This is a genomic window from Aeromonas sp. R10-2 (assembly GCF_040908445.1).
Taxonomy (GTDB): domain Bacteria; phylum Pseudomonadota; class Gammaproteobacteria; order Enterobacterales; family Aeromonadaceae; genus Aeromonas; species Aeromonas veronii.
Genome location: NZ_JBFODS010000021.1, coordinates 19,621 through 35,406 on the forward strand (window position 1 = coordinate 19,621; position 15,786 = coordinate 35,406).

Sequence of the window (15,786 nt, forward strand, 5' to 3'; positions counted from 1 at the left end):
ACTGGCTTTCGCCTTGCTATTTCAAGCGTTGGCGCCCCATCAGGGAGTGGGAGAGCGTAGTGCCATCCACCAGCTCCAGCTCGCCCCCTACCGGCACCCCGTGGGCGATGCGGCTCACCTCCACCCCGGCGGTACGGGCCATATCGGCGATATACCAGGCGGTGGCATCCCCTTCAATGGTGGGATTGGTGGCGAGGATCAGCTCGCTGATGTGCTCTTCCTTCAGACGGCGCTCCAGAATATCGAGCCCCAGCTCCTCCGGGCCGATGCCGTCCAGCGGCGACAGATGGCCCATCAGCACAAAGTAACGACCGGAAAACTGACCGGTCTGCTCGATGGCCGCCACGTCCGCCGGGCTCTCCACCACGCAGAGCAGGCCATTCTCTTCCCGCTTGGGATTGGCGCAGATATCGCAGCGATCGTTCTCGGTAAAGGTGCGGCAGTGGCTGCAGTGGCCAATCTCGGTCAGGGCGCGAGAGAGCAGCTGGGCCAACCGCAAACCGCCGCTGCGCTCACGCTCGAGCAGGGTAAAGGCCATCCGCTGGGCAGACTTGGGCCCCACCCCAGGCAATACCTGCAGGGCTTTCATCATCTCATCGAGCAGGGGACTGAACTTCATAACACTCCTTACACAGGCCTGCCCCTCGCCACCACCAGGGCCACGACGGGTCAGCAAAACAGGATAACGCCATTGGCGCAGGACTATACCCGAGCCCGCCGCCCATCGCCATCGGCTTGCCCACAGCGCTCGCAAAAACGCGGATAGCAAAAAGCCCTGATGTTTCCATCAGGGCTTTGCAATTTGGCGGTGAGGGAGGGATTCGAACCCTCGATACGTTGCCGTATACACACTTTCCAGGCGTGCTCCTTCAGCCACTCGGACACCTCACCAAATTTTTGCTCACTGTTTTATGTGCTTGAGCTGCACATTCGCTTGCGGACCATGCCGCGGCAACGGGGCGTAATGTAAGGGATACGATGGCTTTTGGTCAATGCAATTTTTTACTTTTTGCGTTCGTTTGCTCAATATCCGAACCAAGTGACCAAAAATATGCCGTTTCGTATCCCTTTCAATCAATTTACTGCCGCTTCGTGCAAATGTTCACCTTTGAGCGCCTCTTCCAGCGAGCCGTAAAATTCCAGCTTGCCGGGCTGCGGCCGCACCTTGGCACGGGCCAGGGTCTTGAGCGGTTGGAACTGCAACTCGGCCACCCGCAACTCGACACCGGCTTTAGCCATCTGCTTGCCAAAGTGGAGGAAGGCAGACAGACCGCCAGCATCGAGGATGGAAACCGCCTCCATCTGCAACACCAGCACCTTGTGTCCTTTCACTTGCGCTTCCAGCTCGGCAAAGACCCGTTCGGCCGCGGCGAAGAAGAGCGGGCCGTTGATCTTGTAGAGCAGGCCGTTGTCCGGCACCTCATGGGCATAGCGCTTGTGCTCGGCCAAATCGTGCAGTTTGGTCATCTTGGCGATTTCGCGCATAAAGAGCAGGGATGCCAGGATCACCCCGAAGGTGATGGCGATGACCATGTCGAAAATGACGGTGAGTGACAGGCAGACCAGCAGCACCAGCACATCGGATTTGGGCGCGCGACGGATCAGCTCCACCACCTTGTGCGCTTCACTCATGTTCCAGGCCACGATGAGCAGCAAGGCAGCCATGGCCGAGAGCGGCAACCAGGAGAGCCAGGGGGCCAGCACCAGAATGGCGGCCAGCACCACCAGCGCATGGACGATCCCAGATATGGGGGACGTAGCGCCGGCACGCACGTTGGCGGCAGAGCGGGCGATGGCTGCGGTAGCGGTAATACCGCCAAAGAAGGGGGCGACGATGTTGCCAAGCCCCTGCCCCACCAGTTCGGCGTTGGAGCTGTGTTTGCGACCGGTCATGCCATCGAGCACCACAGCGCAGAGCAGCGACTCGATCGCCCCCAGCATCGCCATGGAGAAGGCGGCAGGCAGCAGTCGCTCAACAGCCGCCAGGTTCCATTCAACCGGCAAGCCATCCGGTCCGGGCAAGGCCCAGGGCATCACCAGGGTCGGCGCGATGGGCGGGATCCCCATCCCCTGGGTGCCATCGGCCAGGGTATAGCTGAACTTGCTGCCGATGGTGGCCACATCCACCCCGAAGTAATGGAGGCCAAAACCAAGGCCCACCCCGACCAGCACGGCGGGCAGGTGGCCGGGCACTGGCAGGCGCAGGCGCGGCCAGAGCAGCAGCACGGCCAGCGTTGCGACCCCCACCAGGGTATCGCCCCACTGCCAGCTTGGCAGGGCGGCGGCCAGCGCCTCGACCTTGCCCAGATAGGTTTCCGGCATCTCGGGCACGCTCAGTCCAAAGAAGTCCTTGATCTGCAAGGTGGCGATCACGATGGCGATACCACCGGTAAAGCCCAGCGTCACTGACGGGGGAATGTACTCGATAAGGCGGCCAAGACGGGCCATCCCCATCGCCACCAGAAAAAGGCCGGAGATGAGCGTCGCCATCAACAGACCACCGACCCCGAACTGCTGGGCGACAGGATAGAGGATCACCACAAAGGCCGCGGTCGGGCCGGAGATGGAGTAGCGGGAGCCACCGGTCACGGCGATCACAATTCCGGCAATGATGGCGGTATAGAGACCGTGTTGCGGCGGCACACCGCTGGCGATGGCCAGTGCCATGGCGAGCGGGATGGCGATGATGCCCACCGTCACACCGGCGATAAGATCACGGCCGAAGCGGGCCATGCTGTAGGGTTCATCAATACAGGACTGGCGTAAGGCTATGGCGAGCTTCACGCTATTTAAAGAGGCTTGCTTGTGCATGTATATCGTAATACCAGAAGAGGGAGATAAAGGCCGGAGAGACCCGGCGCCCGATCATCATCAAGGGCCGGCAGGGCTGTCGACGCGGCGATGGTATCTTGCGTAACCTTACTCCAGACGGGCCATTTTTTCGATGGGCAGGATCAATGAAACGCGCGCTCACCCATTATTTGGCCTATTTGCCGCCAAATCGCCGATGTTGACGATTGCGCTCCCCAATTTAGCTGCAAAGTTCACCACTTGAGTCTTGTTAGCTTACCAGCACGTTCGCGACCTCATACTGGCATCATCAGGTTGATGCGAACCGAGCCAATAACCCCTAGGCCGGTTGGGGGCGGTGATGGCAAGGGACTGATTGTGCTGAAAATAAACCGCAAAGCGCAACTTTTGGGCAAACAGTCCGAAAATCCGGTTTTCGGGAAATTCGCGGGTTGACACCCGCCGCCCTGGTCATTAATATTCGCCCCGTCTTAACGAGACAGGCAATTCCTCCTTAGTTCAGTCGGTAGAACGGCGGACTGTTAATCCGTATGTCACTGGTTCAAGTCCAGTAGGAGGAGCCAATTCCCTCGTAGTTCAGTCGGTAGAACGGCGGACTGTTAATCCGTATGTCACAGGTTCAAGTCCTGTCGAGGGAGCCAAATTCTAAAGCCCAGCCTTTTGGCTGGGCTTTTTCGTATCTGCCTCAGAAGAGTCTAGAGAAGCCTGGATTACTCATCCCCACACTGGGGGCTGTCACGTCCACAAACAGGTCAATACCGCGCCACAACCGAGCATGCTCACGGAGTGCTTGCTGATAGGCCCAAGTAGCAATGGCAGTAGAACGCTCGGCATCGACGCTCACCAGAGGGGCCAGCTCGTCCGTGAGGTACGCCCCGTGAGTCAGGATATTCTGCTCGTACCAAGCATCCCTGTGCTCGGGCGCGGCAAGAAAATCCCGTTTGCTCCGGTTACAGTTGGCATGTGCCAATACGAAGTTGTGGCCCAAATCGATTGGATAACGACGCCAGGGGATGAAATGGTCTACCTCACCACTCCCGTGTATCGCCTTGTTACAGTAAAAACAGGTTCCCCCCTGCAAGTCCCTCAATACCTCTCCTACTCGCCCCAGCGCCTGACGGCTTGAACCAAATAGAAAATTCTCCAACCCCACACTTGGGCCAATCAGTGGCTGATTACCCTTGATGTCGCAGATAAGCTGTAACCAATGCTGTCGGGAGAGAGAGACCACCAGATCGTAAAAGCGGTGGAGACAGTAGAGAATGCCGGGGTTAAGGCAGATATGATCCGCGCCCCTTTGATGAGGATAGAGGTGGCACTCCTCTCGCCCACCCAGGATCTGCAGACGCCACAAGGGCCCCTCAACAAGGATGCGTCGAACTCGGGCAAGAAGAGGCCGCCAGGCGTTGTGACGACGCAGTGCAGTCACCGAGCGGACACCCTCTTCACGCAGCCGGGACAACTCCGTCAGCATGATGGCCTGACGACCGCTGCTCTGTTTGAGCAAGGTAGCCGTTTCTCCCGTCGCCGAGTAGGGCAAACTGTGCTGCCAATAAAGCTCCACAAACTTGGTGGCCAGTTCGTCCAGCGTAATGGTGCGCGCCGCAGTCAGATCATGGGTCTCGGTACTGCGCTCAATCGCGATATCTGCAATCCCGTGGAGCAAGGCGCACTTGTAAGTGGCAACAAAATCGCCTTCGGTAAAGATGCGTTGCAGATAGGCAATAAAAGCGAGTTGTTGCTCAGGGGAAGCGTGCATGCTCGCCCCCAAGGATCAGACTCTGCCAACTCAACCCGGTACGCGCCAAGGCATCCCCCTGAGGTTCTGACACATGGAGCAGTGTCATCCCCTCCGCCAATGCAAGCCGCTCCACTTCATCGACAGCTACCGGATAGATGGCTCGCACCCGCATCTCCTGCTCCGACACAGTCAGGCGAAGACTCAGTACCAGATAGCCGTCTGGTGAGAGCAGCTCATGAAGACGTGCCAGAGCCAAGGGGCGAGACTCCGGGGGTAGATGCATCCAGACAGCACTGAGCAAAATCAGATCAAAAGTACCGGTCACGCGAGAGAGAGCAGGCATAGCGTCATTGACCCACGCCACCGCTGACTCACGGGTATGACATTGCCCCTGCGCAGCAAGTGCCTGACAGGGCTCGGCAGCGACCACAGTGTTGCCCTGGTGGAGCCCGGCTAAAAACGCGGCATCCCGACCACTGCCAGCCCCCACATCAAGCACCCTGCGCGGTGCAACCCAAAGCCAAGGCTCCAGCAGAGTGAGCCAGTCGCCGTGAACGGCGCGCGCAGATACCTGTTGGTAACGGGTCACCAATGCACTGGCATGACACTGGTAGTAGTCGAGGGACACAATGCGTTCCGAACGGAGAAGAAAGTGAAATAATCTCACAAGATCAGTGGGTTGACCATGACAAGGACGACACTTTCCAAACATGAGCGATTAAGAGGGCAGCGGCATTTACAAAACCGGGTGTCCGCCAAAAGAAGCTCGGCCAGAGGGCTCTGAATGATGCCACCGCTCAACATTTCGGGTAATATTCGGCCAACTCACTGATCTCTTGGCACTTATTATCGCCATGAGAGGTCAACGCCAGATGGAGATGGCTATTAATGAACTCGACTGATGTCGTGCCCCTGTTTGGGGATGACAAGATTCTTTCCTTTGACCTTGAACTGACCCGGGACGAAAAACTCCGTCATCTGGGGGCGCTCCTGGCTGGTCGTGAACTCAATCTCAAGGGCCCGCAGGATCTCGCACTCAAGGAGCTAAATGCGCTGGCACAAGGGGCGGATGTGATCCTTGGTCACAATATTCTCGATTTTGATCTCCCCTGGTTGGCCAAACAGGCTGTACGCCCTCAGTTACTTCTCGAAAAGCCGGTAATAGATACCCTCTATCTATCTCCCCTTGCCTTTCCCAAAAACCCCTATCACCGCTTGGTCAAGGATTACAAACTGGTTCGGGATACCCTCAATGATCCGGTCGCGGATGCAAGGCTCGCATTGCAGATCTTCTCGGAACAGCTGATAGCACTACAAGCCTTACCCCTGTCCCAATTGCAGCTTTATCAATATCTGTTCGACCAGGGAGTCATGGCGCAATTTAACACTCAGGGTCTGTCACTGGTGTTTGCCAGACTGACAGGCCGCCCGCCAGTGCGGGTCTCGGAGCTACCCACTCTCATCAAGAGCATTGCCCATGAGAAAGCGTGCCCCAATCAGCTCAACCGAGTGATTGGTGATGCCCTGCGTCAACCCATGCTGTTGTTACCATTGGCTTATGCCTGCGCCTGGTTGCCCGTGTCCGGCGGGAACTCCGTGTTGCCCCCCTGGATTTGGCGCCGCTTCCCCCAGACTGCAGAGATCATTCACACAGTTCGTGAACGTCACTGCGGTCATGCTGACTGCAGCTACTGCCAGGAGAACCACGACGCACGCCGCCATCTGCAGCGAATTTTCGAGCTCGACAACTTCCGCAACCTGCCTGATGGGACACCATTGCAGAAGACCTTGATCGAGGAAGCCATGGCTGGCGTCGCATTGCTCGGCATACTCCCTACCAGCGGCGGCAAGTCGCTCTGCTACCAGCTCCCGGCACTGGTGCGCAACCAGCGCAGTGGTGCGCTAACTGTGGTGATCTCCCCTCTGCAGGCACTGATGAAGGATCAGGTGGACAACCTTAAACACAAGGCCGGTATTGAAGGGGTTGCCGCTATCTCGGGGCTGCTGACGCTACCAGAGCGAGGCGCGATTCTTGAACAGATCCGCATGGGGGATATCGCCTTGCTCTATATCTCCCCCGAGCAGTTGCGCAACCGCACAGTCAAACAAGCAATACGACAACGTCAAATCGGTGGCTGGGTATTTGACGAAGCGCACTGCCTGTCGAAATGGGGACATGATTTTCGCCCTGACTATCTCTACTGCGCCAAGGCCATCGCCACAATTGCCAAGGAACAGCAGGTCCCCATGCCTCCTGTCTTCTGCTATACCGCGACCGCCAAACCGGATGTGATTGAGGATATTTGCGCCCAGTTTCTCGATAAACAGCCCCGACCTCTTCTCAGACTGGAAGGCGGGGTTGAACGTACCAACCTCGAATATGCCGTCGTTGAGTGTCCCGGCCTCAATAAACAGGGCCATATCCTTAACCTGCTCGAGCAGTTCTTCGGTGAGGAAAAGCCCGGTTCCTGCGTTATCTACTGCGCAACCAAGCGCAGCGTGGACGAGCTGGCCGATTTCCTCGGTCAGCAACAATCCCTCCCTGTCTCGCGCTTTTACGCCCGAATGGACAGTGCACAGAAAAAAGCGACTCTCGAACAATTTATCAATGGCGAGATCCGGGTCATCTGCGCGACTAACGCCTTCGGGATGGGGATCGACAAGGATGATGTGCGTTTGGTGATCCATGCCGATATCCCTGGCTCCCTCGAAAACTATCTACAGGAAGCGGGACGAGCGGGACGCGATACAGCACAAGCTCACTGCGTACTGCTGTTTGATGAACAGGATATCGAGAAACAGTTCCAGCTCGAGGCCATGAGTGAAGTCAGCCTGCGCGATATCAAACAGATCCTGCGCGGAATAAGACTCAGGGCCAGCAAAGGAGGCAAGCAGGATAACAACTCGCCACTGGTCGCCACCAGTGCAGAGCTTATCAACCAGCCAGAGGTGGAAACCAGCTTCGCTGCCGATGACAGCAATGCGGATACCAAGGTCAAGACAGCTATTGCCTGGCTCGAACGAGCGGGCTATCTGGAACGCAGTGACAACATCACTCAGGTATTTCAGGGTCGTCCCCTGTTTGCCTCCACCGAGGAGGCGATGAAAAGGGTAGAGAGTCTGAAACTGGCCCCCAAGGCCAAAGCCATATGGCAAGCGGTTATCCAGGCGCTGATGAGTGCTGCCGACGATGATGGCCTCAGTGCCGATACCATCGCCGAAGAGGCAGGCCAATACATGGCAGACAAGGGAAGTGGTGTTCAGGCCAGCGAAGTGATGCGGGTACTCACCCAGATGGCGGATGTCGGTCTGCTCTCTCAGGGGATGTTACTGACTACCTGGCTTCGCCCCAAAGGAAGAGACAATGCCCGGGTGCTCTGCGGGCAAGTACACAGCATTGAAAAGGCGATGCTGGACATCTTGCGTGAAAAAGAACCCGAACCTGATACAGGGCAAGGGCTGATCTTTAACATTCGACTGGTCAATCAGGCCATCAAAGATCTGGGGCATGAGCGGTGTAACCCTGGCTTGCTGCGCAATTTGCTGACCAGCTGGGCCCAGGATGGTCGCTCGGGGGGCGAGAAAGGCTCCATTGATGTCAAATATCTCTCTCGGGATCTTTACCAACTCACCTTCAACCGAACCTGGTCCCAGATTGAGCAGACAATTGATCAACGCCATCGCGTCACTGGCGCTACCCTCGATTTTCTCTACACCCTGTTGGCAAGCAGCGAAGAGAGTGTCCAGCGCCAGGTAATGCTGTCATTTGCCTTGGAACAACTGGTCAAATACCTGCGAGAAGACATGGATGTGGCTCAGCTAATGAACAAGCGGGAGGCAAGCAGCCAGCAGGAATGGTTGCTCAAAGGGGCAGAGCGGGCACTGCTCTACCTGCATGAGCAACACGCCATCGTGCTGCAAAATGGTCTTGCCGTGTTCCGAAGCGCCATGACCCTCACTCTGACGGCTGAGCGGCAGCAACAATACAACAAGGCAGACTATCAGCCGCTTGAGCATCACTATCGCCAGAAGGTGATTCAGATCCATGTGATGAATGAATACGCCCGCATCAGCCTGGAGCACTTCAAGAAAGCCAAAAAGCTGGTGACAGACTACTTCTCCATGGAAGCTGACAAGTTCCTCGGTCACTACTTCAAAGGGCGCAACAAAATCCTGGAGCTGGCGACCAGCGAACACTCCTGGAAGCGCATTGTCGAAGATCTTCACAACCGTGCCCAGGAGCAGATCGTTCAGGCACCGCCCGAGCAAAACTTGCTGGTACTGGCAGGCCCGGGTTCAGGCAAGAGCAAGGTGATTATTCACCGCTGCGCCTATCTGATGCGGGTCAAGCAAATCTCCCCATCGCGGATCATGTTGCTCTGTTACAACCATAATGCGGCGATGTCCCTGCGCCGACGCCTGACCGAGTTGCTGGGGCGTGACGGAGCACGGGTCTCGGTATTCACCTTTCACGGTCTCGCAATGAGTCTGACAGGCAATGCGGTGCAAAACCGGACATCCGACGATATCGACTTTACCACCATCATTGATGACGCAATCAAGCTGCTTCGGGGGGAGCAGAACCAGCTCGGTCTCGAATTGGAAGAGCAGCGGGAAAAGCTGCTCGGTGGATTGCAATTTCTGCTCGTCGACGAGTATCAGGACATTGATGAACAACAGTACCAGCTTATCGCGGCACTGGTGGGCAAAAGCGAAGAGGATGAGGAGGCCCGACTGCATCTGATGGCTGTGGGTGATGATGACCAATCGATCTACGCCTTTCGCGACGCGAACGTCAGCTTTATTCGCCGCTTTGAGCAAGACTACAACGCCCAGACTCACTTCCTGACCTGGAACTATCGTTCCACCGCCCACATCATCGAGACCTCCAACCGCCTGATTGAGCACAATCAGGATCGCATGAAGCGTACACATCCCATCGAGATCGACGACAGGCGCAAGATGGAAGTGGCTGGGGGGCACTGGGAGGGGATGGAGACAGCACTGGGTCGCGTCATCATCCAGCAGTGCCAGGATGCAGCCCAACAGGCAGCCGAGGTCGTGAGACATATCACGCTTATCCGTGAGAAGACTCCCACTTGCCCGCTGGAATCTATCGCCGTGCTGGCCCGTAATGGGCTGGAGAAGGAGGAACTGGCATGGGTACGCTCGGCACTGGCAGATGCTGATATTCCCTGTCGTTTTACTCTGGATAAAGAGAACGGTTTTCCTGTGCATCGCTGCCGTGAAATCTTGCGCTATCAGAATTGGCTACAACAGCAAGGTCATGCCCTGCTGACAGCGGAGCAACTTGCAGCCCCTCTCCCTCCACTCTCACTGGCCAACCGTTGGGAGGAGCTACTGCACGATCTGATTGCTCAGTGGCAAGCCAGCCAGGGAGAGCATGCTCTTTCTGCCCACCACTTCCTGATGTTCCTCTACGAGTATTTGAGCGAGCAAAAGCGCCAGATCCGCTTCGGTAAAGGGGTATTGTTAAGTACGGTACATGGGGTTAAGGGGGAGGAGTATCGCCATGTGATACTTCTCGACGGCGGCTGGCAACGCGCGGCGGAGCTATCGACCAGTAACCTGGAAGAAGAGCGGCGCCTCTTCTATGTGGGGATGACACGTGCTATCGAAAGGCTGGTTCTCATGGCTCGCCACGATCAACGTAATCCCCATATTCCACTGATCGCCTCCCACTGCTACGTGCAGAGACCTAACGCAACCCGACCGGACAGACAACGTCGTTTCGCCATGATGGGTATGTCGCAACTGGTGTTGGGATATGCGGGTCACAGTGATGAAGGCCAGACTATTCACAATGAACTGAGAGCGTTGAAAGTAGGCGATGCCGTACGCATTGCCCCCGACAAACAGGACAGGCTCCATGTCTATCACCGCAGTCACAAGATCGCTCGCCTCTCCCTACAGGGAGAAGAAACCTGGAAATTCGATGTGAATACAATCCGCGAAGCCAGAGTGATCGCCTTGGTAGAGCGGCGTAAAGAGCAGGAAAAGGATGAGTATCAACCCAAGATGCGCAGCGAACGTTGGGAGATCCCCATAATCGAGCTGGAGTTATGAACCAAACTGGTAGCCCCCATGCTACCGGGATAGACCTTCACGACTTGCAGCACCAGCTGTGCCGGTACTGCAGTAGGTGATAGTGAAAGCTTGGTGACTTGACGACACGTCGCTGCCAATAGCCTCAATTCAGGTCATAATCACCCAGCTTCCCTTACCTTGGAGTTTTTATGCGTCGATTCAATTTCATGCTCAATGGCAGCAGATTGATGATGTTCCCCTTCTACATTGGCATCCTCATCTGCGTGGTATTGCTGATGGTGAAATTTGCCATGCAGCTATATCAGCTTTCTGTAAACATTTTCGAGATCCCCTATCTGGATCTCATTACCGGCGTGCTGACCCTGGTGGACTTTATACTGGTGGCCCAGATGCTGATCCTGGTTGCTATCTGTGGCTATGTGCAATTTATCCAGACGGAAGAGCAGCGCGCCTCCCTTAGCAGCAACTGGCTTAGCAAGATCAACTTTGCCTCCCTCAAGCTCATCGTCATCAACTCGCTGGTGACCATCGCCGGAGTAGAGGTCCTCAAAGCCTTCCTCGAAGATGGCATCATCAATGAAGTCGATATGAAGTGGTCCGTGGTGGTGTTTCTCGCCTTCTCGCTGGCCGCGCTCATCTATGCGGTGACCGAGCGGATGGCAGAACATAAATAGTCGAGTTTGATCACTGTGCTTGTTCAGCCTTGATTCACCAGCAATACAATTGATAACACTTTTCATTACTCTTACTGCGTTATAAACTTGCTCCCCCCGGGCTGCCCCGCCCGGGTGCTGGAGCCTTTATGACAAGCCTTTCTCTCTCACCCCGACAATTCTGGCAGTGGCTGGCCTACCACCATCAGGCCGCCGAGGGCACCCTCTATCTGATGTTCTTCTCCGGCCTGCTACTGTGGGAGCCGCTGACCCCGCTCTGGTCGCTGGCGCGCTGGAATCTGTTTTTCCATGTGATGCTCTCGCTCACCCTGTTTCCGCTGCTGTTTGGCGCCTTCTGGCTCTCCCATCGCAGCTTGTTGAACCGCAGCAACAAACCCTTTTTACGCACCACGGGACGGATTATCGAAGCCCTGCTGCTGGTCTGTCTGGCCAGCGGCCTGCTGCTGGTGCTGCACGGCACTCCGGGCGATGCCATGGGCAACCTCGCCAGCTGGGCCCACTGGTTGAGCGCATTGGCGTTAACTCCTCTGGTGCTGCGCCATGCCTGGCGCTGGACCATCTTGAAATGGCGCACCTGATCCCATGTTGAAGTCATCGTTCTCTGCATATTTGTCACCCCTGCTGGCACTCGTCCTGCTGCTGGCCAGCCCCTTCGCGTTTGCCCAGCAGATGGGCGCAGGGATGCTTACCTATGAGGAGGGGCAAAGCCCGCGCCTCGTCACCGCCAACCTGAGCGCAGGCTCGGTCACCCTGCTTGAACGCGATAGCGGCAAGCGCCTGAAAGAGGTGCAGCTGGGTGGCGATCTGCGCCAGCTGGCCCGCGCCGATGACGGTACCCTGCTGGTCACCGACTACAGCGGTGATCGCCTGTTGCTGCTGGATGATGACCTCGATCTGGAAAAGGCGATCCCCACCGGCCACCGCCCCTATGGGGTCATCTTCGATGCCAAGCGGCAGTGGTTCTGGGTCACGCTGTTCGAATCCGCTCGTCTGCAGGCCTATGACACCACAGGCAACCTCCAGCTGGATGCAGAAACCGCCGAGACTCCCCGTGGACTGGCTCTGACCGACGATGATCGCCTGCTGCTGACCCACGCCATGACCGGCCAGCTCGCCATCTATGATCTTGCCAAGCTTGAGAAGGACGCGAAGAATGCTGCCCTGCCCAAGCCCAGACTCATCACCCTGACCGAGACCCATAGCGACACGCCGAGCGACTCCCAGGGCTTGCCGCGCCTGCTCGACGGCATCACCCTCTCCCCCGATGGCAGCGAGGCCTGGCTGCCCCATGTACTGTGGAGTTTCGACCACCCCTTCCAGTTTCAAAGCACCGTCTTTCCGGCCGTCTCCATCATCGATCTCGATGAGGAGAAAGAGCGGGTCGATGAAAGAAAACAGCTCTTTTTGCAGATCAACCTGCCAAGCGTCGGCAACCGCAGCCAGATCGTCTCCAACCCGTTCGCTGCGCGCTTCGCCGCTGACGGCAAGCGGGTCTATCTGACCCTGGCGGGCTCGGAAGATCTGCTGGTGTTTGACCTCTCCCGCAGCGGCAAGTCCAACAACAACCGTCACCGCCGCAAGAAGTTTCAGGGGGGCGCCAAGGCGACCCAGCTCTTGCGTCACCTGCCGGGCCAGAATCCGCGGGATCTGCTGATCGATGGCAACCATATTCTGGTGCACAACGCCATGGGGCAGGATCTTACCCGCCTCAATAGTGGCGGCAGCGGCCCGTTTGCCCGAGTCACCGTCGATGCGCCCCACTTCGCCAAGCTGGTAGAGACGGATCCGCGCCCCGAGCCGCTTCAGCGCGGCGAGCGGCTGTTCAACTTGGGCAACACTGCGGCTAATAGCCGCTTCCCCATGGCGGGGGACAACTGGATGAGCTGCAACTCCTGCCATCTGGACGGGTTCAACTTCACCAACCGCTATCTGATGGCGGCCCATCGCCAAAAGAGCGGCGACAACGCCATCAACGGCCACGCCAACCTCACCAACATGGTGGCGGGGGATTTTGTCGGCGAATACCTGCGCATGACCCAGCAGACCCAGGGCGGCATGGGCCATGACACCCGCGATGGGGCCGAGGCAGTTGACCCCGCCAAGCCCCAGCCCGAGGTGAAGGCGATGATGGAGGACTTGCACGCCTTCGTCACCACTGATGGCAACCTCCCCTATCTCGCCAACTGGCTGCGACTCGATGCCCCGCGCACCGATCCCGCCAAGGCGCCGACCACTCACCCGAAAGAGTGGCTCAACTCCGCCTCCTGCCAGAACTGCCACCAACAGGCCTTCAAAGATTGGAGCGAGAGCAACCACCGACTAATGGGCAACTCCCACCCCTACTACAAGGTGGTGCAGGCGCTGGCCCGCGAAACCGAAGGGGAAGCGTTCGGTCAGTGGTGCCAAGGCTGCCATATGCCCCAGCAGGTGATGACAGGCCAGCTGGACCTGCCCAAGGGCTCCCACATGTTCGAGCAGGGCGGCGCCTCGCTGATTGCCGCCCACAAGGCGGGTGAACCTGTGGTTGAGGAAGGGACCGGCTGCGTGCTCTGCCATCGCATCACCAAGGTAGAAGATGCGGGCGGCAACAGCGCCTTTACCGTGAATCTGAAAGACCGCGAGAGCTATGTGTTCGAGGATGCCGCGGGCGGCAGCCTCCAGCACTGGCTGGCCGAGCGGCAGATCAACGCCCGCCCAGCGGCCCACAAAGCCTCCTATCAGAAGGATTTCTACCGCGACGCAGCCCTGTGCAAGTCGTGCCACAACGAGTTTGCCCCGGGCTCCGGCGCCAATATCGTCAACACCTGGGACGAGTGGGAAAAATCCAGCTTCGCAAACGCGGAGGATCCCGCCAAACGGCGCACCTGCATCGACTGCCATATGAACCCGGAGCCGGGCAATGGCGGCGCGCCAGTTGCGGGCCAGTCCACCGAAAACGGCAACATGAAGGAGCGGCTCTATCGCCACAACTTTACCGGCGCCCAGCACCAGCTGGTGGGGCTGCGCAATCCCGACCTTGAACAGGAGAGTCTGGCGCTGCTGCGCTCCAGCGCGACCCTCTCCGCCCGTATCGAACAGGCGGCCGATAGTCAGCAGTTGGTGGTGCGGGTCGCCAATACCGGCGCGGGCCATGCCCTACCCACCGGAGTGGCCGATTTTCGTGAACTCTGGCTGGAGCTGACCGTCACCGACGCCAGCGGCAAGATGGTGCTTGCCAGCGGCCAGCCGGTGGATGGCGCTGTCCCAGAAGATGCACGACTGTTCAGAAAAGTATTCGGCGATGCCGAGGGCAAGCCGGTAGGGCTCAAGTTCTGGCGTTACGCCAAACTGCTGGAAGATACCCGCATTCCGGCCGATGGCTGGCGCGATGAAGCCTGGCTGCTACCCGCAGATGCCCAAGGGCCCTTCAAGGCCGATATCAAACTCAATTTCCGCACCTACCCCAAGTGGGTCAATGATGCGGTGCGCGCCGCCGAGCCGAGCTTGCCGGAGCCACCCATAGTGCAGCTTAATCGGTTGCAACTTACCTTGCAGCCTCTCCTCGTCACGCCCGCTACGGAGCCTCAATCCTGATGTTTGCAAGTTTTCTGATTACCCTGCGCGAGGGGCTGGAAGCCTTCCTGCTGGTCGGCATCTGCCTCTCCTACCTCGCCAAGCTGGGGGCGAGTCGCTACAACAAGTTCATCTATCTGGGGGTGGGGCTCGGCCTTATCGCCTCCCTTGTGGTCGCCTTCCTGTTCCAGGTGGTGGTGAGCCAGTTCGAGAGCGAGCGTTACAACCACCTCTTGATGGCGGGGATCCTGATCTTCGCCACTCTGGTGCTCACCTATATGGTGATCTGGATGCAAAAGCAGGCCAAATCCCAGGTGGGAGCCATGACGGCGTGCATCGATGCGGCCATCGATGGCGGCAACCTGTTTGGTCTGGTGCTGCTCGCCTTTCTGGCGGTGATGCGCGAAGGGTTTGAAACCGTGCTCTTCTTCTCCGCCCTGCTCTACTCCGGGCAAGGGGTGGATCTGCAATCCGGCCTGATGGGCGCGCTGGCAGGGCTGCTGGTTTCCATCGCGCTGGTGTGGGGGCTGCTGCGTTCCACCCGCAAGGTGGCGCTGGCCCCCTTCTTCCGCTGGACCGGCCTGCTTATCATCATCATCGCCGCAGGCTTGCTCTCGTCCGCCGTCAACATGTTGCAGGCGGCAGAGATCATCACCTTCTGGACCACGCCGGTGTTCGACATCAGCCACATTCTCGACGATCAGGGGGTATTTGGTACCTTCTTGCGCGCTCTGTTTGGCTACAATGCCTCACCCGCTGGCTTGCAGCTGCTGACCTGGGCACTCTATCTGGCGATCTTCGTTACCCTCTGGCAGCGCAGCTATCGCCCGCAGGTGAGCGCCGCATCCAGCAAGGGCTGAGCCCGCACGCCCTGTGGCAACAAGGCCACGGGGTAACAACACTATTCGAGAGCCGCGCCTTGGCGCGGTTCCCTTATCT

General features: G+C 58.0%; 9 protein-coding genes and 3 tRNA genes. 7 read left to right on the forward strand and 5 right to left on the reverse strand.

Annotation, left to right across the window (positions count from 1 at the left end; genetic code table 11):
• Positions 1 to 16 precede the first annotated feature (16 nt).
• The 3 genes from recR to dauA all read right to left on the reverse strand — a co-directional run bounded on the left by recR (position 17) and on the right by dauA (position 2,811).
• Positions 17 to 619 (reverse strand): recombination mediator RecR, encoded by a 603-nt coding sequence (gene recR / locus AB5Y97_RS04625; RefSeq protein WP_005352677.1) that lies wholly within the window; start codon positions 617 to 619, stop codon positions 17 to 19.
• Between the two features lie 184 nt (positions 620 to 803).
• Positions 804 to 891: transfer RNA gene (locus AB5Y97_RS04630), tRNA-Ser, on the reverse strand.
• 183 nt (positions 892 to 1,074) lie between these two features.
• Positions 1,075 to 2,811 carry a C4-dicarboxylic acid transporter DauA gene (gene dauA, locus AB5Y97_RS04635; protein ID WP_201947924.1) on the reverse strand — a complete coding sequence of 579 codons (1,737 nt, stop codon included), beginning with the start codon at positions 2,809 to 2,811 and terminating at the stop codon, positions 1,075 to 1,077.
• A gap of 487 nt (positions 2,812 to 3,298) precedes the next feature.
• Between dauA and AB5Y97_RS04640 the strand changes: the two genes are divergently transcribed.
• Positions 3,299 to 3,374: transfer RNA gene (locus AB5Y97_RS04640), tRNA-Asn, on the forward strand.
• 2 nt (positions 3,375 to 3,376) lie between these two features.
• Positions 3,377 to 3,452, forward strand: a tRNA-Asn gene (locus tag AB5Y97_RS04645).
• Positions 3,453 to 3,496: 44 nt separating this feature from the next.
• Here AB5Y97_RS04645 and AB5Y97_RS04650 read toward each other — a convergent pair.
• The gene (locus AB5Y97_RS04650) at positions 3,497 to 4,570 is read right to left on the reverse strand and encodes an HNH endonuclease (protein WP_139429697.1); all 1,074 of its coding nucleotides are present in this window, start codon (positions 4,568 to 4,570) and stop codon (positions 3,497 to 3,499) included.
• On the reverse strand, positions 4,554 to 5,180 hold the full coding sequence (locus tag AB5Y97_RS04655; RefSeq protein WP_368157296.1) for a class I SAM-dependent methyltransferase: 627 nt from the start codon (positions 5,178 to 5,180) through the stop codon (positions 4,554 to 4,556). The genes AB5Y97_RS04650 and AB5Y97_RS04655 overlap by 17 nt, the downstream gene beginning before the upstream one ends.
• A gap of 260 nt (positions 5,181 to 5,440) precedes the next feature.
• Here AB5Y97_RS04655 and AB5Y97_RS04660 point away from each other — a divergent pair, with 260 nt between their 5' ends.
• The 5 genes from AB5Y97_RS04660 (at position 5,441) to AB5Y97_RS04680 (ending at position 15,707) form a co-directional block, all read left to right on the forward strand.
• Complete coding sequence (locus tag AB5Y97_RS04660; RefSeq protein ID WP_368157297.1) at positions 5,441 to 10,639, forward strand: RecQ family ATP-dependent DNA helicase; 5,199 nt, start codon at positions 5,441 to 5,443, stop codon at positions 10,637 to 10,639.
• Between the two features lie 170 nt (positions 10,640 to 10,809).
• Positions 10,810 to 11,295: a YqhA family protein gene (locus tag AB5Y97_RS04665; RefSeq protein WP_005333692.1), complete on the forward strand. Its 486-nt coding sequence runs from the start codon at positions 10,810 to 10,812 to the stop codon at positions 11,293 to 11,295.
• Between the two features lie 128 nt (positions 11,296 to 11,423).
• Complete coding sequence (locus AB5Y97_RS04670) at positions 11,424 to 11,873, forward strand: hypothetical protein (RefSeq protein WP_005333700.1); 450 nt, start codon at positions 11,424 to 11,426, stop codon at positions 11,871 to 11,873.
• A 4-nt stretch (positions 11,874 to 11,877) separates the two neighbouring features.
• On the forward strand, positions 11,878 to 14,868 hold the full coding sequence (locus AB5Y97_RS04675; protein WP_201947919.1) for a YncE family protein: 2,991 nt from the start codon (positions 11,878 to 11,880) through the stop codon (positions 14,866 to 14,868).
• The gene (locus AB5Y97_RS04680; RefSeq protein WP_368157298.1) at positions 14,868 to 15,707 is read left to right on the forward strand and encodes an FTR1 family protein; all 840 of its coding nucleotides are present in this window, start codon (positions 14,868 to 14,870) and stop codon (positions 15,705 to 15,707) included. The genes AB5Y97_RS04675 and AB5Y97_RS04680 overlap by 1 nt, the downstream gene beginning before the upstream one ends.
• The last annotated feature ends 79 nt before the right edge of the window (positions 15,708 to 15,786 follow it).

Excerpts from the sequence above, each read along its gene's own strand:
- recR (WP_005352677.1), bottom strand. The coding sequence starts at position 619 with ATGAAGTTCAGTCCCCTGCTCGATGAGATGATGAAAGCCCTGCAGGTA.
- dauA (WP_201947924.1), bottom strand. The coding sequence starts at position 2,811 with ATGCACAAGCAAGCCTCTTTAAATAGCGTGAAGCTCGCCATAGCCTTA.
- AB5Y97_RS04650 (WP_139429697.1), bottom strand. The coding sequence starts at position 4,570 with ATGCACGCTTCCCCTGAGCAACAACTCGCTTTTATTGCCTATCTGCAA.
- AB5Y97_RS04660 (WP_368157297.1), top strand. The coding sequence starts at position 5,441 with ATGAACTCGACTGATGTCGTGCCCCTGTTTGGGGATGACAAGATTCTT.
- AB5Y97_RS04665 (WP_005333692.1), top strand. The coding sequence starts at position 10,810 with ATGCGTCGATTCAATTTCATGCTCAATGGCAGCAGATTGATGATGTTC.
- AB5Y97_RS04670 (WP_005333700.1), top strand. The coding sequence starts at position 11,424 with ATGACAAGCCTTTCTCTCTCACCCCGACAATTCTGGCAGTGGCTGGCC.
- AB5Y97_RS04675 (WP_201947919.1), top strand. The coding sequence starts at position 11,878 with ATGTTGAAGTCATCGTTCTCTGCATATTTGTCACCCCTGCTGGCACTC.
- AB5Y97_RS04680 (WP_368157298.1), top strand. The coding sequence starts at position 14,868 with ATGTTTGCAAGTTTTCTGATTACCCTGCGCGAGGGGCTGGAAGCCTTC.